Annotated in this window: 20 protein-coding genes and 2 pseudogenes; 8 read left to right on the top strand and 14 right to left on the bottom strand. The window is 68.4% G+C overall.

Annotation, left to right across the window (positions count from 1 at the left end; all coding sequences use genetic code 11):
• From OG558_RS25700 to OG558_RS25685, 4 genes are read left to right on the top strand one after another with little or no spacing between them, the layout of a single operon-like run.
• Positions 1–177 (top strand): hypothetical protein, encoded by a 177-nt coding sequence (locus tag OG558_RS25700; protein ID WP_405065306.1) that lies wholly within the window; start codon positions 1–3, stop codon positions 175–177.
• Position 178: 1 nt separating this feature from the next.
• Positions 179–1,501: a M20/M25/M40 family metallo-hydrolase gene (locus OG558_RS25695; protein ID WP_405065305.1), complete on the top strand. Its 1,323-nt coding sequence runs from the start codon at positions 179–181 to the stop codon at positions 1,499–1,501.
• A 5-nt stretch (positions 1,502–1,506) separates the two neighbouring features.
• A complete protein-coding gene (locus OG558_RS25690) occupies positions 1,507–2,844 on the top strand; it encodes an HAD-IA family hydrolase (RefSeq protein ID WP_405065304.1) in 1,338 nt (445 codons plus the stop codon).
• A gap of 47 nt (positions 2,845–2,891) precedes the next feature.
• The gene (locus OG558_RS25685; RefSeq protein WP_405065303.1) at positions 2,892–3,269 is read left to right on the top strand and encodes a hypothetical protein; all 378 of its coding nucleotides are present in this window, start codon (positions 2,892–2,894) and stop codon (positions 3,267–3,269) included.
• Between the two features lie 126 nt (positions 3,270–3,395).
• On the opposite strand, the gene OG558_RS25680 is transcribed toward OG558_RS25685, so the two are convergent.
• Together OG558_RS25680 and pcaD are read right to left on the bottom strand one after the other, a co-directional pair.
• Positions 3,396–5,327, bottom strand: coding sequence for a TIGR03960 family B12-binding radical SAM protein (locus OG558_RS25680; RefSeq protein ID WP_405065302.1), 1,932 nt, complete (start codon positions 5,325–5,327; stop codon positions 3,396–3,398).
• Between the two features lie 71 nt (positions 5,328–5,398).
• Entirely contained in the window at positions 5,399–6,142 is a 744-nt protein-coding gene (gene pcaD / locus OG558_RS25675) for a 3-oxoadipate enol-lactonase (protein WP_405065301.1), read from the bottom strand.
• A gap of 83 nt (positions 6,143–6,225) precedes the next feature.
• Between pcaD and OG558_RS25670 the strand changes: the two genes are divergently transcribed.
• Positions 6,226–7,164, top strand: a complete 939-nt coding sequence (locus OG558_RS25670; RefSeq protein WP_405065300.1) for a TIGR03560 family F420-dependent LLM class oxidoreductase — start codon at positions 6,226–6,228, stop codon at positions 7,162–7,164.
• Positions 7,165–7,178: 14 nt separating this feature from the next.
• On the opposite strand, the pseudogene OG558_RS25665 reads toward OG558_RS25670, so the two are convergent.
• Positions 7,179–7,394: pseudogene (locus tag OG558_RS25665) on the bottom strand (DUF2000 family protein); the annotation flags it as partial.
• A gap of 25 nt (positions 7,395–7,419) precedes the next feature.
• Positions 7,420–7,575, bottom strand: a pseudogene (locus OG558_RS25660) (DUF2000 family protein); the annotation flags it as partial.
• 94 nt (positions 7,576–7,669) lie between these two features.
• On the opposite strand from OG558_RS25660, the gene OG558_RS25655 reads away from it, so the two are divergent.
• On the top strand, positions 7,670–8,137 hold the full coding sequence (locus OG558_RS25655; protein ID WP_405065299.1) for an Lrp/AsnC family transcriptional regulator: 468 nt from the start codon (positions 7,670–7,672) through the stop codon (positions 8,135–8,137).
• 18 nt (positions 8,138–8,155) lie between these two features.
• Here the strand turns inward: OG558_RS25655 and OG558_RS25650 are convergent, their stop codons facing one another.
• From OG558_RS25650 to OG558_RS25610, 9 genes are all read right to left on the bottom strand, one after another.
• Positions 8,156–8,896: a hypothetical protein gene (locus tag OG558_RS25650; protein ID WP_405065298.1), complete on the bottom strand. Its 741-nt coding sequence runs from the start codon at positions 8,894–8,896 to the stop codon at positions 8,156–8,158.
• 288 nt (positions 8,897–9,184) lie between these two features.
• A complete protein-coding gene (rodA, locus tag OG558_RS25645) occupies positions 9,185–10,351 on the bottom strand; it encodes a rod shape-determining protein RodA (protein ID WP_405065297.1) in 1,167 nt (388 codons plus the stop codon).
• A 9-nt stretch (positions 10,352–10,360) separates the two neighbouring features.
• Entirely contained in the window at positions 10,361–12,415 is a 2,055-nt protein-coding gene (gene mrdA, locus OG558_RS25640; RefSeq protein ID WP_405065296.1) for a penicillin-binding protein 2, read from the bottom strand.
• Positions 12,412–12,948, bottom strand: coding sequence for a rod shape-determining protein MreD (gene mreD / locus OG558_RS25635; RefSeq protein WP_329475163.1), 537 nt, complete (start codon positions 12,946–12,948; stop codon positions 12,412–12,414). Before mreD ends, mrdA begins: the two co-directional genes overlap by 4 nt.
• Before the next feature lies 1 nt (position 12,949).
• Positions 12,950–13,897 (bottom strand): rod shape-determining protein MreC, encoded by a 948-nt coding sequence (gene mreC / locus OG558_RS25630; protein WP_405065295.1) that lies wholly within the window; start codon positions 13,895–13,897, stop codon positions 12,950–12,952.
• A gap of 10 nt (positions 13,898–13,907) precedes the next feature.
• Positions 13,908–14,924: a rod shape-determining protein gene (locus tag OG558_RS25625; protein ID WP_328527032.1), complete on the bottom strand. Its 1,017-nt coding sequence runs from the start codon at positions 14,922–14,924 to the stop codon at positions 13,908–13,910.
• Between the two features lie 152 nt (positions 14,925–15,076).
• A complete protein-coding gene (gene ndk / locus OG558_RS25620; protein ID WP_405065294.1) occupies positions 15,077–15,487 on the bottom strand; it encodes a nucleoside-diphosphate kinase in 411 nt (136 codons plus the stop codon).
• Positions 15,488–15,525: 38 nt separating this feature from the next.
• Positions 15,526–15,861, bottom strand: a complete 336-nt coding sequence (locus OG558_RS25615) for a DUF4233 domain-containing protein (protein ID WP_329475160.1) — start codon at positions 15,859–15,861, stop codon at positions 15,526–15,528.
• Positions 15,858–17,216 (bottom strand): bifunctional folylpolyglutamate synthase/dihydrofolate synthase, encoded by a 1,359-nt coding sequence (locus tag OG558_RS25610; RefSeq protein WP_405065293.1) that lies wholly within the window; start codon positions 17,214–17,216, stop codon positions 15,858–15,860. Before OG558_RS25610 ends, OG558_RS25615 begins: the two co-directional genes overlap by 4 nt.
• 73 nt (positions 17,217–17,289) lie before the next feature.
• On the opposite strand from OG558_RS25610, the gene valS reads away from it, so the two are divergent.
• Together valS and OG558_RS25600 are read left to right on the top strand one after the other, a co-directional pair.
• Positions 17,290–19,830: a valine--tRNA ligase gene (gene valS / locus OG558_RS25605; RefSeq protein ID WP_405065292.1), complete on the top strand. Its 2,541-nt coding sequence runs from the start codon at positions 17,290–17,292 to the stop codon at positions 19,828–19,830.
• Positions 19,831–20,038: 208 nt separating this feature from the next.
• Positions 20,039–20,998 carry a hypothetical protein gene (locus OG558_RS25600; protein ID WP_405065291.1) on the top strand — a complete coding sequence of 320 codons (960 nt, stop codon included), beginning with the start codon at positions 20,039–20,041 and terminating at the stop codon, positions 20,996–20,998.
• A gap of 1 nt (position 20,999) precedes the next feature.
• On the opposite strand, the gene OG558_RS25595 is transcribed toward OG558_RS25600, so the two are convergent.
• Complete coding sequence (locus OG558_RS25595) at positions 21,000–21,926, bottom strand: AEC family transporter (RefSeq protein ID WP_405065290.1); 927 nt, start codon at positions 21,924–21,926, stop codon at positions 21,000–21,002.
• Positions 21,927–21,935 lie beyond the last annotated feature (9 nt).

The following is a 21,935-nucleotide window of genomic DNA, read 5'->3' as shown; positions in this document are numbered from 1 at the left end:
GTGGAGTTCGGCCCCGACGGGACGCTGATCGAGTACGCGATCGGCCGGGGCGACGCCCCCGAAGCCCGCCCGGCCGGCCGCTGGGACGCCAGTGGCCGGCTGGACCGAAGCTCCGGGGGCACCGGCCAAATCGTCAAGTCCGAGCCCGACCGCCTAGAGATCACCTGGCAGAACTGACATGACTACAGCACCTGTGCGATATCTCGTCGTACCGACTGCCGATGCCGCCGATGGGGCGCAGTCGGCGCGGTTCGGCGACAAGACCATCCTCTGGGTGCCGGCCGAGCAACGCCTCGGCCGGGCCTCGCGGACCGCACCCGGCCTGCTGCTCGTCACGCAGGTGGGCCGGAGCTTCCAGGACGACTACCCCGATGTCACGCCGCTGCTCGACCGCGGCCGGCACCTGGTGATCTCGTCCGCCGACAAACCCCGCCGCCGGTCGAACCACTGCTGGCGGGTCGAACACCTCCGCGCCGGTACGACGATTGTCGACAATCCGATCGTCTCCGCGGCCCGGGCCGATCCGGCCGTCGCGGCGCTCGTCGGTGAACTGTCGCCCGCGTCGTACCAGTCGGACCTGACGTGGTTGGCGAGTCTGCCGACCCGGCACTCGCTGAGTACGACGTTCACGCAGGCGATGGACTTCGCGGCCGACCGAATGGTTGCCCTCGGCTACACCGTGAGCCGGATGCCGATCACCGTGGGCGCGGGCCATTCGGCGAACCTGATCGGCGATCGGGCCGGGGCCGGATCCACCCGTGGACTCGTGATCGTCACGGCCCACCTGGACTCGATCAACATCGCCGGCGGTCCGGCCGCGGCCGCCCCTGGCGCGGACGACAACGGGAGCGGCTCGGCCGGCGTGCTCGAGCTCGGCCGGCTGTTGTCGACGCGGTCGTGGCAGCACGACATACGACTGATCCTCTTCGGTGGCGAGGAGGAGGGACTGTTCGGCAGCAAGCAGTACGTCGCCGCGCTGCCGCCGGCCGAGCGATCCCGCGTCCGGGCCGTGCTGAACATGGACATGATCGCGACCCGGAACACCGCGATGCCGACCGTGTTGCTCGAAGGTGCGCCCGTGTCGTCGAGTCAGATGACGGCCCTGGCGACGGCGGCCGCGACGTACACCGGGCTGAAGGTGGAGACGTCGCTGAACCCGTTCGCGAGCGACCATGTGCCGTTCATCAACGCCGGGGTCCCGGCCGTGCTGACGATCGAAGGCGCGGACAGCGCGAACGGCCACATCCACTCGGCGAACGACACGCTGAACTTCATCGACTGGTCGCTGGCCGCCGAGATCCTCCGGATGAACATCGCCGCGTTGGCCGGCTGGCTCGAACTGGCGGCCGCGGTTCGGCCCAGACCAGCCGGCTCAGTGGTCTCCTGGGGCCCGGACCGGCTCGACGTCTTCGCGGTCGGGATGGACTCGGCCCTGTACCACAAGGCATACGACGGTAGCTGGCACGACTACGAGTCCCTAGGAGGTGTTGTCCTAAGCTGACACGCGTGTGGAGTCCGAATGCGCGTGACCTTGGCGGCCTTCCGACCCGATACGGCGTACCGACCCGCGAGCGGGCGCTGTTCCGTTCGGAATCGCTCGACGACCTGGAGGCCGACGGTCGGGCTGCTTTCGATGCCGTAGGTGCCGGACTGGTTCTCGATCTGCGCTCCGATGGGGAGATCAGGCAACCACATCTGCTCGACGGCTCATCGTCGTACCAGCGCATTCCCTGGATCGATCCGGTCGCCGATGCGGCCCGCGACGCGTCCGCCGAGGCGGGCATCGCGGACATCTACCGTGGGAGCCTCACGCGCAACAAGGAGCACATCGCACGGGCCTTCCGGGCCGTTGCGGAGGCGCCGGCCGATCGGCCGGTCGTGGTGCATTGCCGCGCGGGCAAGGACCGCACCGGCTTGATGATCGCCATCCTGCTCGACCTGGTCGGTGTGCCGCGGGCCGTCATCGCCGAGGACTACGCGCTCAGTGAAGCCCGGCTCGGCCTGCAGAACGGCCCCGAGATGTCCCGCTCCCGGCCGGAGACCATCCTCGCCTCGCTCGACCACCTCGATCGCGAGTACGGCGGCGTCCGCGGGTATCTGACCTGGTGCGGGCTGACCCAGGCCGAGATCCACCGGCTCGCGACCCGGCTGATGCCGGTCGACGTTCGGGCTGTGGTGTTCGACTTCGACGGGCTGTTGATGGACACCGAGACGACGATGGTGGAGAGCTGGCGGGCCGAGTGGGCGCATCACGGGCTCGAGCTGGAGCTCGAGGAGTTCTGGCCGGGGCACGGCGGTGACATCACCGAGGACCGGTACGCCATCCTGGCGGCCGCGGTCGGCTCCGGCTTCGATCGTGCCGCGAGCCACGCCCGCCGCACCGCCCACCGGAACGCGATGCACCAGGACCTCGACTTCCGGCCCGGGATCCGCGAGTGGGTGATGACGGCGCGGGAGCTGGGTCTGAAGGTCGCGATCGCGAGCAGCTCACCGCGTCCGTGGGTGCAGGGTCATCTGGAGCGCGTGGACGCGGTCGAGCTCTTCGATCTGGTCGTTACCGGGGACGAGGTCGAGGCCCACAAGCCCGATCCGGCGATCTATCTGCTGGCCTTGCGTCGTCTCGGCGTACCGGGTGACGAGGCGATCGCGGTCGAGGACACCGCGCACGGGGTCGCGGCGGCGCAGGCGGCCGGGATGGTGGCGGTCGCGATCCCCAACCCGTTCGTGGATGCGGTCGCCGTCGCGGCGGCCGACCTGGTTCTGGGCAGCGCTGACGAGGTGTTGCTCAGCGAGCTGCTTCTTTCCGTGGGATCGAAAGGGGTCGACCGCGCGGTAACCGAGTGACCTATTCTGCTGACACTCTGTAAATTTCCAACCGGAGGGATATACGGATGCGGAAGCTTGTTGGGGCTATGGCGGCCACGGCGGCGGTTGCGGCCGGGATGGTGATGGGGACGCCGGCCCAGGCGTCGACCGCGGGGACGCAGGCCTGTGACCTGGTGACGGCGCAGTCCGTCGGGTACAGCGCGCTGATGCTGTACGTCGCGGTCGGGCTGGAGGGCTGTTCGAACAGCGTCACCGAGGTCCGGGTCGAGCTGCAGAAGGGCCCGAGCGCCACCGGCCCGTTCACCACGGTCGCCGAGACGTACGCGTACTCAGGTGGCGGCGCCTGGTTCGACGAGGGCACCGGCTGCGGCTACTACGTCGGCGTAGCTCACTGGCAAGACCAGACCGAGACGACCCCCACTCCGGCGTACTACTGCAACTGACGGGTCGAGTTTGATGGGGTTGACGTCCGAGTTTGTGGGTTGGCACCTCGTATTTCGGGGCGCCAACCCACAACTTCGGACGTCAACCCACCAAATGCGGTGGGGCGTCGACCCGTGAAAGGCGGGTTAGACGACGGACAGGGGCAGGAGTTTCTTGCCGGTGGGGCCGATCTGGATCTCGGTGCCCATCTGCGGGCAGACGCCGCAGTCGAAGCACGGGGTCCAACGGCAGTCCTCGACCTCGATCGCGCCGTCCTCCTCGAGCGAGTCCTGCCAGTCCTCCCACAGCCAGTCGCGGTCCAGGCCTGAGTCGAGGTGGTCCCAGGGCAGGACTTCGGCGTACTCGCGCTCTCGCGTGGTGTACCAGGACAGGTCGACCGGCTCGTCGGCCAGCGCCTTCTCGGCGGACTCGACCCAGCGCTCGTAGGAGAAGTGCTCGCTCCAGCCGTCGAACCGGCCGCCGTCGCGCCAGACCGCCTCGATGATCCGGCCGACCCGGCGGTCGCCGCGAGACAGCAGGCCCTCGATGATGCCGGGCTTGCCGTCGTGGTACCGGAAGCCGATCGCCTTCGCGTACTTCCGGTCCGACCGGATCGCCGCGCCCAGCTTGGCCAGGCGGGCGTCGGTCTCCTCGACGCCAAGCTGCGAGGCCCACTGGAACGGCGTGTGCGGCTTCGGCACGAAACCACCGATCGACACGGTGCAGCGGATGTCGTTGCGGCCGGAGACCTCACGGCCGGTGGCGATCACCCGCTTGGCCAGGTCGGCGATCGCCAGCACGTCCTCGTCGGTCTCGGTCGGCAGGCCACACATGAAGTACAGCTTCACCTGCCGCCAGCCGTGGCTGTACGCCGCCGCGACCGTGCGGATCAGGTCCTCCTCGCTGACCATCTTGTTGATCACCTTGCGCATCCGGTCCGACCCGCCCTCGGGCGCGAAGGTCAGGCCGCTGCGCCGGCCGTTGCGGGAGAACTCGTTCGCCAGCGTGATGTTGAACGCGTCGACCCTTGTCGAAGGCAACGACAACGAGACGTTGCTGCCCTCGTACCGGTCGCCCAGCCCCTTCGCCACTTCGGCGATCTCGCTGTGGTCGGCCGAGGACAGGCTGAGCAGGCCAACCTCCTCGAACCCGGACTGCTTCAGCCCGTTCTCCACCATGTCGCCGATCGTGGTGATGCTGCGCTCGCGCACCGGCCGGGTGATCATGCCGGCCTGGCAGAACCGGCAGCCGCGGGTGCAGCCGCGGAAGATCTCCACCGAGTACCGCTCGTGCACGGTCTCGGCCAGCGGAACCAGCGGCTTCTTCGGGTACGGCCAAGCGTCGAGGTCCATCACGGTGTGCTTGGCCGTCCGCCACGGGACGCCGTGACGGTTCGGGGCGACCCGCTTGATCCGGCCATCGGTCAGGTACTCGACCGTGAAGAACTTCGGGATGTAGACGCCACCGGACGCGGCCAGCCGCATCAGCACCTCGTCGCGTCCGCCCGGGCTGCCCTCGTCTTTCCACTCCCGGATCACGTCCGAGATGGCCAGCACGATCTCCTCGCCGTCACCGAGGACGGCGGCGTCGATGAAGTCGGCGATCGGCTCGGGGTTGAACGCGGCGTGCCCACCGGCCAGCACGATCGGGTCCTCGTCGGTCCGGTCGACGGCGTACAGCGGGATCCCGGCCAGGTCGAGCGCGGTCAGCATGTTGGTGTAGCCGAGCTCGGTCGAGAACGACAGCCCGAACACGTCGAACGCCCGGACCGGCCGGTGACTGTCCAGCGTGAACTGCGGGATCTTGTGGTCCCGCATCACCTGCTCCATGTCCGGCCAGACGGAGTACGTCCGCTCGGCCAGGATGTGGTCGCGCTCGTTCAGCACCTCGTAGAGGATCTGGACGCCCTGGTTCGGCAGGCCGACCTCGTACGCGTCCGGGTACATCAGCGCCCAGCGCACGCTGACCGCGTCCCAGTCCTTGCTGACCGAGTTCAGCTCACCTCCGACGTACTGGATCGGCTTCTGCACGCTAGGCAGTAACGCCTCCAGGCGCGGGAACAGCGATTCGACAGTCATCGGGCACTTCCGGTCGAGGAGCAGAGCGCCTACCAGACTAACGCCGCCCCTCCCGTACGCCGGAATCGCGCTCAGCCGAGGTGAGTGAGCAGCAGCGGGTTGATGACGACCGGGTGGGAGTAGGTGACGAGGTGGGCGGCGTTCTCGATGATCTCGAGGTGGGCGCCGGGGATCTGCGTGGCGAGGGGTACGACGGTCTCCGGCGGGATGGACGTGTCGGAGTCGGTCGTGATGAGGAGGACCGGAGCCGTGATGTCGGCCAGGCCCGGCAGGAGGTTGGTCGACCCCAGTGCCTCGCAGCAGGCGGCGTACCCCTCATCAGGAGTGTCGAGCAGCATCTGGCGGACGGGGGCGAGGTCGGCGAACTCGGGCAGGAACCACCGCCCCAGCGTCGCGTCGGTGATCGACTTCGTCCCCTCGGCCCGGACCTGCGCCGCACGGTCGGTCCACATCTGCGCGTTCGCGGCCGGGTTCGCCGGCGGGCACAACAGCACGAACCGATGGAACCGCTCGGGCGCGTTCTGCGCGAGCCACAGCCCTACCGCGCCGCCCAGCGAGATCCCGACGTACGACGCCTGCTCGACCTCGAGGCTGTCGAGCAACTCGATCACGTCGCCACCGAGATCGTCGATCGTGTACGGCCCAGTCGGCACCTCGGACTTGCCGTGCCCGCGGTGGTCGAACGCCACCACCCGGAATCGCTGTGACAGGACCTCGAGCTGCGGCGCCCACATCGCGGTCGTCGCCCCGAGTGACGGTCCCAGCAGGACCATCGGTGCGTCGGCGGGGCCTGTCGCCTCGTAGTTGAGTCGCATACCCCCACCTTACGGAGGATGGACCGATTCCTTTCCGCATCCCGACCGGTCGATACACGCAAACCGTTCACGGAAAGGCTGCCATGACCAGCTTCAGTGTGTTCCTGCCCTCCGGATTCGCCGGCGAGCTCGCCGGACTCGACCCCACCGACGGATTCCGCCGGATCACCGCGGTGGCCCAGGCCGCCGACGAGCTCGGGTTCCACGCCGTCTACGTTCCCGACCACCTGCATCCGATCCCGCCTTCGCAGGCACCGGTGTTCGAGGCCTGGACGATGATCACCGCGCTCGCGGCCGCGACCGACCGGATCCAGCTCGGCCCGTTGGTGACCTCGAACAGCTACCGCAACCCCGCGCTGCAGGCGAAGATCGCGTCCACGATCGACATCGTCAGCAACGGACGGGTGATCTTCGGGATCGGCGCCGGCTGGTACGAGCCGGACTACCTCGGCTACGGGTTCGAGTTCGGCTCGGCCGGGGACCGGTTGCGCCGACTGGACGAGGCGGTGCAGTTGATCCGCCGGTTCTGGACCGAGGAGTCGGTCGACTTCGAGGGCAGGTACTACCGCGCCTCCGGCGGACTCAATCAGCCGAAGGGGATCCAGCAACCGCACATCCCGGTCCTGGTCGCGGGCGCTGGTGAGCAGAAGACCCTACGGACCGTGGCGCGCTGGGCCGACGCGTCGAACATCATCGACTCCCCCAAGGTCCTGCGGCACAAGTACGACGTACTGCGCAAGCACTGCGCCGACGTCGGACGCCCGTACGACGACATCCGGCGGACCGCGACGACGTCGTACATCCTGGGCGCCTCGGACGCGGAGGCCCGGGCGAGAGTCCCCGCCGGAGCCGAGTTCGCGTTCCCCGGCGATCTCGCCTCGTACGGCCTGATCGGCACCGAGTCGACGATCCGGGAACGGATCGCCGCCTACGAGGACGCCGGGGTCCACGAACTCGTCGTGGGGTTCGAGCACGGCTTGGACGTGGACGAACTACGGCGCTTCGCCGACCTCTTCTTCTGAGTCGGCCGAGTCCGCTAGCGATAAAGCGGCAGCGCGCCCGTGAGGGAGTCGACGACCGGGCGCGCTCCGTACAGGGCGACGCCGAGGTACTCGATGTCTTCAGGCTTGGTGCCACTGAGGGTGGTGGACATCTGGTCGTAGGTGCGCGCTTGCTGGGCGATCTGGTGCATGTCGTGCACGGTGACCCCGTCGCGCGCGGCTGCCTGGGTGCGGAGGTCGTGGAGTTGCTCGGCGGCGGCCCCGCAGTACGGGGATCGGGTGGGCGCACATCCCGGAGTGCGGCTCGCCGGAGGCGTCCGCGGTGTCCGAGCCGACCACGTTGTCGTGGTGGTGGCCGAGGCCGACCCCGAGCAGGGCGGCGGTGTTGAGGGCGACGCCGACCGGCGCCTCGGCCGCGATCACCACGACCATCTTGTTCGTCTGCACGGCGGTAAAGCTAGCCTGCCGCACGGGCATCCGCTCGCTGGTCCGAACATCGTTCGGCAGATCTGGGAAACTTCCCCCCATGGACGAACTTGATACGGCGCTGCTGCGGATGCTGCAGAACGACGCCCGCCGGACCAACCGCGACATGGCGGCCGAGCTCGGGATCGCGCCGTCGACCTGTCTGGAGCGGATCCGCGGCCTGCGCGACCGCGGCGTGATCAGCGGGTACCACGCGGAGGTCGATCTGACTGCGATCGACCGGTCCACCCAGGCGATCATCTCGATCAAGCTGCGCCCGCAGGCGATGGCCGTCGCCGTCGCCTTCCAGGACTACGTCAACGAACTGCCCGAGACGCTGGCGATGTTCATGGTGTCCGGCGCCTCCGACTTCCTCGCCCACGTCGCGGTCAAGGACACCCAGGCACTGCGCGACCTCGTCCTCGCGCTGGCCAAACGCCAGGAGATCGCCGACATCCGCAGCTCGGTGGTCTTCGAACATCACCGCCGTACGACGATCATGCCGCTGCCGGACCGCTTGTCCGGGTGAGAGACGGCGTGGTGGCGGTCAGGCGGCCTTGAGGACCTGTTGGGCCTTGGTGACGGCGGCTTCGGTGGCGGCGTCCAGTTCACCTTGGCCGGCCAGGACGCCGACCGAGACGACGACGTCGTTGACGCCGGTGGTGGCGGCCGTGTACTCGAGACCGCGCTTCGGGCCGCTGGTGCCGGTCAGGCGGAACGCAAACGGGCCGGTGCCGAACTGGGGCGCGCTGATCTTCTCGACCTTCATCGACGTACTGCCCACGCCCTCGGTCTTGAGCGTGACCTTCGAGCAGGAGTCCACGGCATCCTCGTAGGTGCCCTGAAGGTCGGCGACCTTGTCCGCGGTGCCCATCGAATCCAGTCCGAAGTCGATGTACGGGCCTTCCTGGCTGCCGGAGAACGACCGGGTCACGCTGGCTTTCGACCCGGGGGCCTTGGTGGCGTTCAGGTATTTGATCAGGGTCTTGCAGCGGCTGCTCGGCGACGAGAACGGTTTCGCGTTGTCGTCCGGCTCGTCCTTCTGCTGTGTGAACCCGGTCGGGAGATCGCTCAGCACGAGCAGGGCCTTGGTGAGCTCGGCAGCCGTCCGGGTGACCGACTCGCCGGGTGTACCGCTCGGTGCCGACGAGGTCACGCTCGGTGCCGGTGTCGTTCCGGCCGGAGTCGAGGCGGCCGATCCGCTCTTCTTGTCAGCTCCACCGCAGGCGGTGAGGGACAGGGCGAGGGCGGCAGCCAGAGCGAGCGGGAACGACACAAACCTGGTCATGGGGCCTCTCGGACTGGACTGAGGAGCGCAGGGAGCGAAGCGACCGGAGCGACGAGGGAAGGCCGAGAGGCAAAGCCCCATGACCCGCCGCGCCGGAGGCGCGGCATTCAGCAGAGTCATGGGGCCTCCCGGACTGGACTGAGGAGCGCAAGGAGCGAAGCGACTGCAGCGACGAAGGAAGGCCGGGAACCAAGGCCCCATGACCGCGCGGCGCCGAACACCCGGCCATCGGCAGAGTCGGGCAGGCAGCAGAGTAGCTGACATGTCAGCTCTGTCTGGGGAGGCTGGTCAGAAGCGGTGTGAGCGGAGGTGAATGTTCTGCAACAGGCCGACGGCCAGCAGGCAGGCGAACATCGACGAACCGCCGTACGAGACGAACGGCAGCGGCAGGCCGGTGACCGGCATGATCCCGAGCGTCATCCCGATGTTCTCGAACGCCTGGAACGCGAACCAGCAGACGATCCCGGTCGCCACCAGCCGGCCGAACGCGTCCCGCGCGTTGATCGCGATCCGCAGCCCGCGGAACAGGATCACCGCGAACAGCACGATGATCGTGCCGGCGCCGATCAGCCCGAGCTCCTCCCCTGCGACCGTGAAGACGAAGTCGGTGTGCTGCTCGGGGACGAACGCGTTCTGCGTCTGGCTGCCGTGGAACAGCCCCTGGCCGAAGACCCCGCCGTTGCCGATCGCGATCCGGGCCTGGTTCACGTTGTACCCGATCCCCTGCGGGTCCGAGGACGGGTTCGCGAACGCGATGAACCGGGACAGCTGGTACTGCTTCAGCACCTGCAGCTTGATCGCGATCGCCGCGACCACCACCCCCGCGGTGAGCAGGCAGAGCATCCATCGCTTCGGTACGCCGGACACCGCGACGATCCCGAACACGATCGAGCCGAGCACCATCACCGTGCCGAGGTCGGGCTGCAGCATCACCAGCACCACCGGTACGGCGGCGACCGCGATCGCCTGCGCGACGTCGATCGTCCGGGCGGTCTCGTTGCGGTCGGTCTCCCCCTTCTCCGCGATCAGCAGTGCCATCCCGACGATCACCGCGAGCTTGGCGAACTCGCTCGGCTGGATCGACATCCACGGCAATTGGATCCACGACCGCGATCCGTTGATCACCGCGCCGACCCCGGGCACCAGGACCAGGACCAGGCCGACGATCGAGGCGGCGTAAAGGACCGGAGCGAGGATGCGGACGCGGCGGTGGTCGGTGATCGCGGCGCCGATCGCGAGCATCAGGCCGATGGCGAAGTTCATCGCGTGCCGGACCAGGAAGGCGTACTGGTTCCCGTCGGTGAGCGACGTCCGGGCGTGCGTCGCGGACCAGATCAGCATCGCGCCGATGAACGACAGCGCGACGACGGCGAGCACGAGGACCCAGTCCACCTGCCACACGGTCGACCGGCGGTCCATCCGCGGCCGGGTCCGGATCGGGGTCAGCAGCGCCATCTCATGCCCTCACTGCTTCGGCTTGGTCTGGCCGGCGGGCGGCACCGGCTTGATGTTGTACAGGGTCTCGTAGATCTTGCGGACCGCGTCACCGCCGGCGCCCGAACCGGTGCCGGCCTGGCTGATCATCATCACCACGGCATAGCGATCCGTGTACGACGCCAGCCACGAGGTGGTCTGCTTGCCGTAGACCTCCGCCGTACCGGTCTTGGCCCGGACCGGCACCTGGTCGACCGGGAAGCCGACGAACTTCCACGCCGCCGTACCGGTCTTGACCGTCTGCTGCAGCGCGCGGTCGATGTAGGTCAGCGTGCTCTTCGGGACCGGCAGCTTCGTCTTCACCGTCGGCTTGATCTCGTGTGACTTGCCGTTCGCGCCGATCCAGGACTGGACCACGCGCGGCTCGTACACGGTGCCGCCGTTCGAGAGGGCCGCGTAGACCGTCGCGAGTTGCAGCGGGGTGACCGTGGTGTCGCCCTGGCCGATCGCGAAGTTCACCGCGTCACCAGCGCGATACTTGTAGCCGTCGACACAGAACTCGCGGGAGAACTGCTTCAGGAACGCCGATGTTCCGGCCGGCGGTTTGCTCGCCAGCTTGCAGTAGTAGTCCTTCTGCGAGTCGTAGTAGGTCTTCTTCCATTTCCGGTCCGCGATCCGGCCGCTCACCTCGCCGGGCAGGTCGACCCCGGTCGGCCTGCCGAGGCCGAACTTCTGCGCCATCTCGACCAGCGGGTCGTGCGTGCTGATGTCGCTCGAGTTGCCGCCCTCTTTGAGCCAGAGCGCGTAGGCGATCCGGTAGAAGAACGTGTCGCACGACAGCGCGAGCGCCTGGTCGAAGCCGATCATCCCGTACGACGCGGACTCGTAGTTCTTGAAGCGGCGGTTGCCGACCTCGAAGTACGGCGAGCAGTCGAGCCGGGTCTTCGGGCTGTACCCGGCGCCGAGTGCGGCCGAGGTGGTGATCGGCTTGAACGTCGACCCCGGGGCGAGCTGAGCCTGCAGTGCGCGGGAGACCAACGGCGTGCCCGACTTGGTTGAATACAGCGCATCCAGCTCGCGCTGGCTGATGCCGCCGACCCAGACTCCCGGGTCGTAGCTCGGGTAGCTCGCCATCGAGACGATCCGGCCGGTTTTGGTGTCCATCACGACCGCGGCACCGGAGTCGGCGACGTACTTCTTCTTGGTGATCGGGTCGTACTGCTTCCGCGCGGTCATGATCGCGTTCTTCAACTGGGTCTCGACGGACGCCTGGATCCGCGCGTCGATCGTGGTCACCAAGGTCGCGCCTGGCACCGGAGCGGTCTGCTTCTGGATGCCGGTGGTGTATCCGACCGCGTCGACGATGACGTCCTTCACGCCCGGCGTCCCGCGGAGCAACTGGTCGTACGTGCGCTCGACACCGGCCCGGCCGACGAGGTCCGAGCGGTGCGGGACCGAGTCCTGACCGGCCTTGTCCAGGCCCTCGAGCTCTTCGGTCGTGATCGGCGACAGATAGCCGAGGATGTGGGCCGCGTTCACGTGGTACGGCGCCGGGTACGCGCGCAGCGTCTGCGATTCGGCAGCGATCCCGGGGAAGTCCTCGCGGCGCTCCATCACCTCGATCGCGACCTGCTCGCTGACGTCCTTCGCCACCGGGATCGGCTGGTACGGCGTCCCGTTCCAGCAGGCGGGCGGTTTCGACGCGCCGGGCTCGCCGCACAGCATGGTGCGTGCTTTGAGGTCCTTCGGCTTCTGCTTGAGCACTTTCGCGAGCCGCGTGATCACGACGTTCTGCTGGCTGTCCGGGAGTTTTGCGAGCACCGATCGGTCGACGGTGATGACCAGCGACACCCGGTTGCCGACCAGCGTCCGGCCCTGCGAGTCCACGATCGTGCCGCGCGGCGCGGGCACCAGCACCTGGCGGGTGTGGTTCTGCGTCGCCGCCTGGCTGTAGTCCGCGTTGGACATCACCTGCATGTACCAGAGCCGCCCGAACAGCGTGCACAGCAAGGAGAAAACCAGCACCCCGATCACGAACAACCGCAGCCGTGCCTTGAGCGGAGCCTCGAACCCGTCCCAACTCATGGCACCACTCGTCTGCTGCGTTCGCGCGCTGGAACCACGCGACCCAGAACCCACATGACGAGCGGGATCACCACGATCGCGCCGACCACGTCGTACCCGGCGGCGATGCCGAGGCGGACGCCGAACTCGCCCCAGACGACGGACGGGTCATGCAGCAGCGAACCCGTGGCCGAGTACAGGAACAGGGAGACCGCGGTGCCGAGTACGACGGTCAGCGCGACGGCGAGCGGCCCGACCGGACCGGTGGACGTCTCACGGCGGATCAGACCCGCGACGTACCCGGCGATCGCGAGGGACAACGCCCAGCGCCCCGCCGTGTGATCGGCCGGTGGTACGACGTCCAGCAGCAGACCCCCGGCGAAGCCGGCGATCGCTCCCCATTCCGGCCCACGCGACAACCCCAGCGCGATCACGACGATCAGCGTGAGGTCGCAGGTGACGCCGGCGACCGCGATGTTGGACAGCACCGAGGTCTGCACGGTCACGGCCAGCATCAGGAAGAGGGCGGCCAACCCGATACGTACAGCGATCACGTCAGTTCCCCTTTCCTGCTGGAGGTTTGAGTTGGGTGCGCGGTGCCCGGGCCGGTGGTCCGGTCACCACGCCGACCGTGTCGATCCGGGTCGGATCGACGTACGGCTTGATCGTCGCGGTGGACCCGAGGGAGCCCTCGTTCGGCGTGACGGAGGTGACGACACCGATCGGGACCCCCGGCACGTACGGCGCGTTGCCGCTGGAGCCCCAGGTGACGATCCGGTCGCCGACCTTCGGCCGCGCTTTGAGGTCGACCAGCTTGTAGTCGAGGGTGCCCGCCACCTCGCCGCGGCCGGAGACGAAGCCGAGCGCCATCGTCGCGTTCAGCCGGCCGCCCACGGTCGAGTTGCGGTCGCCGATCAGCAGCACGGTCGCGGTCCCCTGGGTGGTCCGCACCACCCGGCCGACCAGACCGGTCCCGTTCAGCACGGTCATGTCGACGTGCACGCTGTCCGCCGTACCGGCGTCGATCGTGACCGTGTGGTTGAAGCTCTGGGCACTGCCGATCCCGATCACCCGGGCCGGCGTCATCGCGTACGCCGGCGCGAGCTTGAGCAGCTGGTCCAGCTCCGTGGCCCGGTTGCGGGCGTAGTCGGAGGTGTTCAGCTCCCGGGTCAGGTCCTCGTTGTCCTTCTTCAGTTTTTCGTTCTCTGCTTTCAACCTATCCATTTCCGCGAACCGGTCGCGGAGGTTGTCCACAGGCTGCCGGGCCGAGGTCGCGGTCGACTCGAGCGGGCCGAACACGCCCGCCGCGACCTCGCGCAGCGGCTCCACCGGCGAGCCGGCCGAGCGCCGGGCGTCCAGCACGATCAACGTGAAACAGGCCAGTACGACCAGGACCAGCACGGTCCGGCGGCGGCGGACCCCGCGCGGCGTGCCGGCTGAGCGGAGCGGTGCACCGGCCGAACGGAACGCGCTCCGGGCCGGAGTACCGAGGTCTTTGAGCATCGGTGGAACCTCAGCGCCGGTTGTCAGTTACCAGAATGCGGTTCAGCGTCTCGATGTTGTCGACGCACTTGCCGGCGCCGAGCACGACGGCGTCCAACGGGTTCTCCGCCACGTGGATCGGGATACCGGTCTCGTGCCGCAGCCGCTCGTCCATGCCCTTCAGCAGTGCGCCGCCGCCGGTCAGCACGATGCCGCGGTCGACGATGTCGCCGGCCAGCTCCGGCGGGGTCTTGTCCAGGGTGGCCTTGACCGCGTCGACGATCGCGGTGATCGGCTCCTCGATCGCCTGCCGGATGTTCGACGACGAGACCTTCACGGTCCGCGGCAGGCCGGACACCATGTCCCGGCCGCGGATCTCGCTGTCCGGCCCGTCGGTGGTCGGGAACGCCGACCCGATCGTCATCTTGATCTGCTCGGAGGTCGCCTCGCCGAGCATCAGCGAGTACTCCTTCTTGCAGTAGTTCACAACTGCCTTGTCGATGGCGTCACCGGCCACCCGGATCGACTGACTGGTGACGATGCCGCCGAACGAGATGACCGCGACCTCCGTCGTACCGCCGCCGATGTCGACCACCATGTTGCCGGTGGCGTCGCGGACCTCGAGGTTGGAGCCGAGCGCGGCGGCCATCGGCTCCTCGATGATGTAGACCTTGCGGGCCCCGGCCATGTACCCGGCGTCGCGGACCGCGCGCTGCTCGACCGCGGTGATCCCGGACGGCACGCAGACCACGATCCGCGGCTTGGCGAAGTACCGGCGCCGATGCACCCGCTGGATGAAGTAGCGCAGCATCTGCTCGGCGGCGTCGAAGTCGGCGATCACGCCGTCCTTCAGCGGGCGGATCGCGGTGATGTTGCCGGGCGTCCGGCCGATCATCTTCTTCGCCTCGTGCCCGAACGCGACCGCCTCGCGCGGTTCGTCGGTCCGGGTGGCCACCACCGAGGGCTCGTTCAGTACGACGCCCCGACCGCGGACGTAGACGAGTGTGTTCGCCGTCCCGAGATCGACCGCCATGTCGCGGCCGAGCATGCTGTTCGCCACCGCGGCACCTCCCACTCGGTCCCCGATCAGGCTAAGCGCCGCCCGCGCCCAGCCCATGGACCGACACGACCCGTCCGCCCAGGCACGTATCGTATCCGTTTCTTCACCAGCAGTCCCCAGCGGGCCGCGGACCCCTTAGATCATGGGAGGTCGGGGAACCAGATCTTGATCTCGCGGGCGGCGGACTCCTCGGAGTCGGAGCCGTGCACGAGGTTCTCGCGGTTGGACAGCGAGAGGTCGCCGCGGATGGTGCCAGGGGCGGCCTTGCGGCCGTCGGTGGCGCCGTTCAGGGCGCGGACCACCTCGATCGCCTCGTCTCCTTCGAGGATCAGAGCGACCAGCGGGCCGCTGATGACGAAGTCGCGCAGCGGCGGGTAGAACGCCTTCTCGACGTGCTCGGCGTAGTGCTGGTCGGCCAGCTCAGCGTCGATCGTGCGCTGGTCCATCGCGACGATCCGGAGCCCCTTGGCCTCGAACCGGCCCAGCACCTCGCCCACCAGGCCACGGCGGACCGTGTCGGGCTTCAGCAGGACCAGGGTGCGCTGCGACATCTGTCAACTCTTTCTCGAAGTAGGTCGGGGCGCCGAGCCTAACCGCTCTGTGCTTCCTGTGCCTTCTTGGCTTCCTCGATGCGGCGGCCGAGGACGATGGCGGCCACCCAGAAGCCCGCAAAGGCGAGCCCCAGCACGAACATCACCGGTACGACGAAGCCGAGGCCGACCGCGCCGACCTGGACCACCGACCCGAGGATGTAGCCGAGCTGGAAACGCAGCAGACCGGCGGCGATGATCGCCAGTACGGCGAGCCCGATGCAGACCGGCACCGCCACCCCGGGCCGGACGTCGGCAACCGAGATCATCACCGGAGTGACCAACGCGAGCAGCAACGCCTCGAAACCGAGCACGATCGAGGCGAGCGACCTCATTGCTCGTCCTTCGGTTTGCGGACCAGCAGGGTGCGCGCTTCGCCGGCGGTGATGACGGATCCGGTGATCAGTACGCCGCCCGTCCCCATGGCGATCGCGTTCTCCTCGGCCAGCCGGATCGCGTCGTCGATCGCGTCGATCAGATGCGGCCGGACCAGCACCCGGTCCTCACCGAAGATCTCCATCGCCAGCTCTCCCAGCTCCTCGGCCGGCATCGAGCGTTCGACGAAGCTGTTCCGGGTGCACACGACCGTCTCCATGATCGGCTCGAACGCCTCCAGAACGCCGTACACGTCCTTGTCCTTCATGCAGCCGAGGACGCCGATCAGTGGCTGGAACGCGAACGCCTCGGAGACCGTGGCCGCGGTCGCCTCGGCGCCATGCGGGTTGTGCGCGGCGTCGACGATGATCGTCGGGCTGGTGCGGACGACCTCCATCCGGCCGGGGCTGGTGACCTGGGCAAAGCCAGCCTGGAGCAGTTCGGTGGTGACGCGGCCTTCAGCCTGCGGGCCGGCGCCCAGCAGCGCTTCGACGGCAGCGACCGCGGTAGCCGCATTGTGCGCCTGGTACTCACCGTGCAGGGGGACGTAGATCTCGTCGTACTCTCCGCCCAGGCCCTTGATGTCGATCAGCTGGCCGCCGACCGCGACCGAGCGGCCGGTGACGCCGAACTCGATCCCTTCGCGGGCGACCTGCGAACCGACCTCGGCGGCCTTGGCCAGCAGCACCTCGAAGACGTCCAGGCTCTGCTGCGACATCACCGTCGTACCGCCGGGCTTGATGATGCCGGCCTTGTCCCGGGCGATGGTGACCGGATCCGCGCCGAGGATGTGCGCGTGGTCGACCGCGACCGGGGTGATCACCGAGACGGTCCCGTCGGCGACGTTGGTGGAGTCCCAGGTGCCGCCGAGGCCGACCTCGATGACGGCCACGTCGACGGGCGCGTCCGCGAAGACCGCGAACGCCATCGCGGTCATCACCTCGAAGAACGACAGCGGATGTTCCTGCTCGGCGTCGACCACGTCCAGGTACGGCGCGATCTCGGCGTACGCGTCGACGAAGAGTTGCTCGCTGATCGGTTCGCCGTCCAGGGTGATCCGCTCCCGGACCGACTCCAGGTGCGGGCTGGTGAACCGGCCGGTGCGCAGGCCCGCCTCGCGGAGCAGGGTGTCGATCATCCGCGCGGTCGAGGTCTTGCCGTTGGTCCCGGTCAGATGCACCACGGGGTAGGCCTTCTGCGGGTCGCCGAGCAGCTCGACCAGCCGTTGGATCCGGTCCAGCGTGGGCTCGATCTTGTGCTCCGGCCATCTTTGCTGAAGCCGTGCCGATACCTCGGCGTAGGAAAGGTCGCTCATCAGAACACCGAGTCTAGTGAGCGCTGTGGATAACCGGTCGGAGCACCCCTTGACAACCACTACGATTGTGCGCATGAGCCTGACGTCCCGTGTTCCAGACAAGCCCAGCCTCGAAGGTCTCGAGGAGAAGTGGGCTGCCGTATGGAAGGAGCAGCAGACCTACGCCTTCGACCGCACCGCCGAGCGCGCCGATGTGTACTCCATCGACACGCCCCCGCCGACGGTCTCCGGGTCGCTGCACGTCGGGCACATCTTCAGCTACACCCACACCGATCTGGTCGCCCGCTTCCAGCGGATGCGCGGCAAGAAGGTCTTCTACCCGATCGGCTGGGACGACAACGGCCTGCCCACCGAGCGCCGGGTCCAGAACTACTACGGCGTCCGGTGCGACCCGTCGCTGCCGTACGACCCCGACTTCACCCCGCCGGCGAAGCCGGACCCGAAGCGTCAGCTGCCGATCTCCCGGCAGAACTTCGTCGACCTGTGCGGTGAGCTGACCCACATCGACGAGCAGGCGTTCGAGGCGATGTGGCGGCAGGTCGGCCTGAGCGTCGACTGGTCGTACCTCTACACCACGATCTCCGAGGACTCCCGCCGTACGTCGCAGCGCGCCTTCCTGCGCAACTTCGCCCGCGGCGAGGCGTACCTGTCCGAGGCGCCGACAATGTGGGACGTCACGTTCCAGACCGCGGTCGCGCAGGCCGAGCTGGAGGCGCGGAACTATCCCGGCTTCTTCCACCGGATCGCGTTCCACGCGCCGCACGGGCCGGTCTATATCGAGACGACCAGGCCGGAGCTGATCCCGGCCTGTGTCGCACTGATCGCGCACCCGGACGACGAGCGGTACCAGGGCTTGTTCGGCAAGACCGTGACGTCGCCACTGTTCGGCGTCGAGCTGCCGGTCCTCGCACACGAGGCGGCCGAGCCGGACAAGGGAGCCGGCATCGCGATGTGCTGCACGTTCGGCGACCTGACCGACGTCCAGTGGTGGCGCGAGCTGCAGCTTCCCACCCGCACGGTCATCGGCCGCGACGGCCGACTGCTCCGCGAGACGCCGCCGTGGCTGGAAGGCTCGGAACTGTACGGCGAACTGGCCGGCAAGACCGTGTTCAGCGCGCGTGAGCTGATCGTCGCGAAGCTGCGCGAGAGCGGCGACCTGGACGGTGAGCCGACGCCGACCCAGCGGATGGCGAACTTCTACGAGAAGGGCGACAAGCCGCTGGAGATCGTCTCGACCCGCCAGTGGTACATCAAGAACGGCGGCCGGGACGCCGAGCTCAAGCAGGAGTTCATCGACCGGGGCAACGAACTGGCCTGGGTCCCGGACCACATGCGGCACCGATACCTGAACTGGGTCGAGGGGCTGAATGGTGACTGGCTGATCTCCCGCCAGCGCTTCTTCGGCGTCCCCTTCCCGGTCTGGTATCCGCTCGACGCCGAGGGTGAGCCGGACTACGACCACCCGCTAATGCCTTCAGAGGCGGAGCTCCCGATCGACCCGACCTCGCAGGCACCGCGTGGGTACGACGAATCCCAGCGCGGCAAGGCCGGTGGGTTCGTGGCGGACCCGGATGTGATGGACACATGGGCCACGTCGTCGCTGACGCCGCACATCGTCTGTGGCTGGGAGCGGGACGAGGACTTGTTCCGCCGGACGTTCCCGATGGACCTGAACACGCACGCCCACGAGATCATCCGGACCTGGCTGTTCTCCCGGATCGTCCGGGCCCACTTCGAGAACGGCTCGCTGCCGTGGGCACGGTCGATGATCTCCGGCTTCGTCGTCGACCCGGACCGCAAGAAGATGTCCAAGTCCAAGGGCAACGCCGTCGTTCCGTCGGAGATCCTGGAGAAGTTCGGCTCGGACGCGGTCCGCTGGCGGGCCGCGATGGCCCGGCCGGGGCTGGACTCGCCGTTCGACGAGTCGCAGATGAAGGTCGGGCGCCGGCTGGCGATCAAGGTCCTGAACGCGTCGAAGTTTGTCCTCGGGTTCGGCGCGACGACGGTGGACGCGTCCGCGGTCACCGAGCCGGTCGACCTGGCGATGCTGCAGCGGCTGCGGTCGGTGGTCGCCGACGCGACGGCCGCCTTCGAGCGCTACGACTACACCGGCGCGCTCGAGGTGAGCGAGCGATTCTTCTGGACCTTCTGCGACGACTACGTCGAGCTGGTGAAGGAGCGCGCGTACGGCGGTCAGGGTGAGGCCGCCGCGGCGTCGGCGAAGGCGGCACTGGCCGTTGCGTTGTCGGTTCAGTTGCGGCTGCTCGCGCCGTACCTGCCGTTCGCGACCGAAGAGGTGTGGTCGTGGTGGCAGGAGGGCTCGATCCACGTGGCTTCGTGGCCGACGCCGGACGCCGATCTCGTGGTCGCCGATCAGGAGCCCGAGGTCCTGGATGCGGTCTCCGAGGTGCTCGCGGGGATCCGCGGCGCCAAGTCGGAGGCGCAGGTCTCGATGAAGACCGAGGTCAGCAAGGTCGAGGTCACCGGGCCTGCCGCCCGGCTGACGCTGGCCGAGCGGGCCGAGCCCGATCTGCGGGCGGCCGGGCGGATCACCGGCGAGATCATCTGGCACCCGGACAGCACCGACGCGATCAAGGTCGTCGCCGCCCTCTGAGCGCACCCGTTTCGCCCGGTGCCCGCCCCCTTCCGGGGAGGTGGGCACCGGCCGTTCGGCGCCACGAGAGATGCTGGACTAGTCCCCTGCTCTTGAAGAGCCAGGGCCGAAGACCGCGAACCGAACGACTACGCTACGGAGCGGATTTGTCTCGATGTGGAACCATCGGGTCCGAACCGCGCGACCGCACGTCCGAGGAGCCAGCCCCATGAGCGACCCCACCACCCCGGCCCGCCCAACCCCCGAGGCTCCCGCCACCCACGCTTCCGAACCCGCGGACAGCACCACAACGAACGCGAAGCCGGCAGACGAGACCACCGCGACGGCTGCGGAGATCACGACCGAGCTGGCGCCAGTTCCCGCGTCGGGGAACGCCGGGGACGAGACGGCAGCAGCCGAGCCGGCCGCCGGGAAGGCAGGGGCGACCGGGAGCAGAGAGACGGTCACCGGCGAGTCGAGCGCCCTGTCGGTCTCGCTCGGATTCTCGTGGAGCCGCTTCAGGGTGAAGAAGCAGGTCGAACGACAGCTGCCGGAGAACCCACGCAAGGCGTCGCCTGCTGGCGCCAAGGCCGAGGCTGAAGAACTCCCTGCCAGGAAGCCCGAGGGTGGCGATACTGATGCGCCGAAGAAGAAGTGGTGGCAGCGTATTCGACTGCGGGGGCCTTGGCTGACGGTCGGTGTCGCGCTGGTCGCGATCATCGTGCTGGCATTGCTGGGGTACGTGTGGGGTCTGGGGCCGCTCAACCGGCTGAACACGGCGCGCGGGATCACCCCGCCGGCGAAGCTCGCGGGGCTGGACCGGATCACCGATCAGGAGATCCGCGGCCAGTTGCAGCTGGATCAGACCCGGCAGGCGTTGAGCCGGATCAACGACGGGAAGCAGGCGACGGTCGAGGCGTACGGGACCATCGACGGCAACCGGATGTTCGTGGTGATCGCGCTCCGCGGCAAGGTCGACATCAACAAGACCGTCGCGGACTCCGGCGCGACCCCGGACAAGGTCAAGAAGGTCGGCAACTCCACCTGCGTCGAATCCACCGGCAACCTCCCCACCCAGTGCTACCGCGGTTCGAACACGCTGACCGTCATCGCCCAGTCCGCCAACGAGGGCGTCGCCGTGGATCAGGTCGCCCCGGTGGCCGAGGAAGCCTTCGACGCGATGAAGTGAGTCAGCCCAGCAGGCCTGCGATGGCGATCATGATCGGGATGGACAGCAGCGTGCTCAACAGGACCACACTCCGTGCGAGCGTGCGGCTGCTGCGGTAGTGAACGGCGTACACATAGACGTTCTGCGCGGTCGGTAGCGCGGCAAGCAAGGTCGGCGCCAGCAGGGCCGCGCCGTGGAGGTCGAGCACCCAGCGCCCAACGGCGTACGCCGCAAGCGGCTGCACCATCGTCTTCAGGAGCACGGCCAGTACGACGTCCCGCTGCAGCGTGATCGAGTCCTTCGTGCCGGCGCTCAGGCTGAGTCCATAGGCAACCAGAGCGACGGGCACGGCCGCAGCGGCGATGAGGTCGATCGGGCGCATCACGAGGGTCGGGAGGTGCACCCCCAGCGCGGCGCACAGCAGCCCGAGCAGGGACGCAACAGTCAGCGGATTGCGGAACGGACGGGCCACCACGGTCCGCAACGACACCCGCCGGCCGGTCCCCTGCCGATCACCGTCGAGTACGGCGAACGCGATCGGCGCCATCACCAGCAACTGGAACAACAGGATCGGCGCGACCACCGCGCCCACCCCGAGCACGTACGCCGCCACCGGTACGCCGAGGTTGCCCGCGTTCACGTACGACGACGCGAGTACGCCGATCGTCGCCTCGGATCTCGTCCGTCGCCAGATCAGCGCGGCCACCAGCAGGAAGATCACCTGGACCACGAACAGGCTGGCCACGTTGGTCACCAAGACGACCGAGAAGATCGAATGCAGGTCCGCCCGGGCGACGGTCGTGAACAGCAACGCCGGCGTCGCCACGAAGAACGCCAGCCGGGACAGCACCAGCTCGTCCTGAGCCCGCAGTACGCCGAGCAGCCCGACGACGTACCCGAGCACGGCCACCGAGACCAGCGCAACGAAGGCACCGACGACGGCGGACACTTCAGGCGC

The organism is Kribbella sp. NBC_01510 (assembly GCF_045040325.1).
Taxonomy (GTDB): Bacteria; Actinomycetota; Actinomycetes; order Propionibacteriales; family Kribbellaceae; genus Kribbella.
This window is presented reverse-complemented; position numbering and strand designations above follow the sequence as displayed.

Excerpts from the sequence above, each read along its gene's own strand:
- OG558_RS25670 (WP_405065300.1), top strand. The coding sequence starts at position 6,226 with ATGACCAGCTTCAGTGTGTTCCTGCCCTCCGGATTCGCCGGCGAGCTC.
- mrdA (WP_405065296.1), bottom strand. The coding sequence starts at position 12,415 with ATGAGTTGGGACGGGTTCGAGGCTCCGCTCAAGGCACGGCTGCGGTTG.
- valS (WP_405065292.1), top strand. The coding sequence starts at position 17,290 with ATGAGCCTGACGTCCCGTGTTCCAGACAAGCCCAGCCTCGAAGGTCTC.
- OG558_RS25615 (WP_329475160.1), bottom strand. The coding sequence starts at position 15,861 with ATGAGGTCGCTCGCCTCGATCGTGCTCGGTTTCGAGGCGTTGCTGCTC.
- OG558_RS25650 (WP_405065298.1), bottom strand. The coding sequence starts at position 8,896 with ATGACCAGGTTTGTGTCGTTCCCGCTCGCTCTGGCTGCCGCCCTCGCC.
- OG558_RS25680 (WP_405065302.1), bottom strand. The coding sequence starts at position 5,327 with ATGACTGTCGAATCGCTGTTCCCGCGCCTGGAGGCGTTACTGCCTAGC.
- OG558_RS25610 (WP_405065293.1), bottom strand. The coding sequence starts at position 17,216 with ATGAGCGACCTTTCCTACGCCGAGGTATCGGCACGGCTTCAGCAAAGA.
- OG558_RS25625 (WP_328527032.1), bottom strand. The coding sequence starts at position 14,924 with ATGCTCGGCCGCGACATGGCGGTCGATCTCGGGACGGCGAACACACTC.
- OG558_RS25695 (WP_405065305.1), top strand. The coding sequence starts at position 179 with ATGACTACAGCACCTGTGCGATATCTCGTCGTACCGACTGCCGATGCC.
- OG558_RS25655 (WP_405065299.1), top strand. The coding sequence starts at position 7,670 with ATGGACGAACTTGATACGGCGCTGCTGCGGATGCTGCAGAACGACGCC.
- rodA (WP_405065297.1), bottom strand. The coding sequence starts at position 10,351 with ATGGCGCTGCTGACCCCGATCCGGACCCGGCCGCGGATGGACCGCCGG.
- mreC (WP_405065295.1), bottom strand. The coding sequence starts at position 13,897 with ATGCTCAAAGACCTCGGTACTCCGGCCCGGAGCGCGTTCCGTTCGGCC.
- OG558_RS25685 (WP_405065303.1), top strand. The coding sequence starts at position 2,892 with ATGCGGAAGCTTGTTGGGGCTATGGCGGCCACGGCGGCGGTTGCGGCC.
- OG558_RS25600 (WP_405065291.1), top strand. The coding sequence starts at position 20,039 with ATGAGCGACCCCACCACCCCGGCCCGCCCAACCCCCGAGGCTCCCGCC.
- ndk (WP_405065294.1), bottom strand. The coding sequence starts at position 15,487 with ATGTCGCAGCGCACCCTGGTCCTGCTGAAGCCCGACACGGTCCGCCGT.
- pcaD (WP_405065301.1), bottom strand. The coding sequence starts at position 6,142 with ATGCGACTCAACTACGAGGCGACAGGCCCCGCCGACGCACCGATGGTC.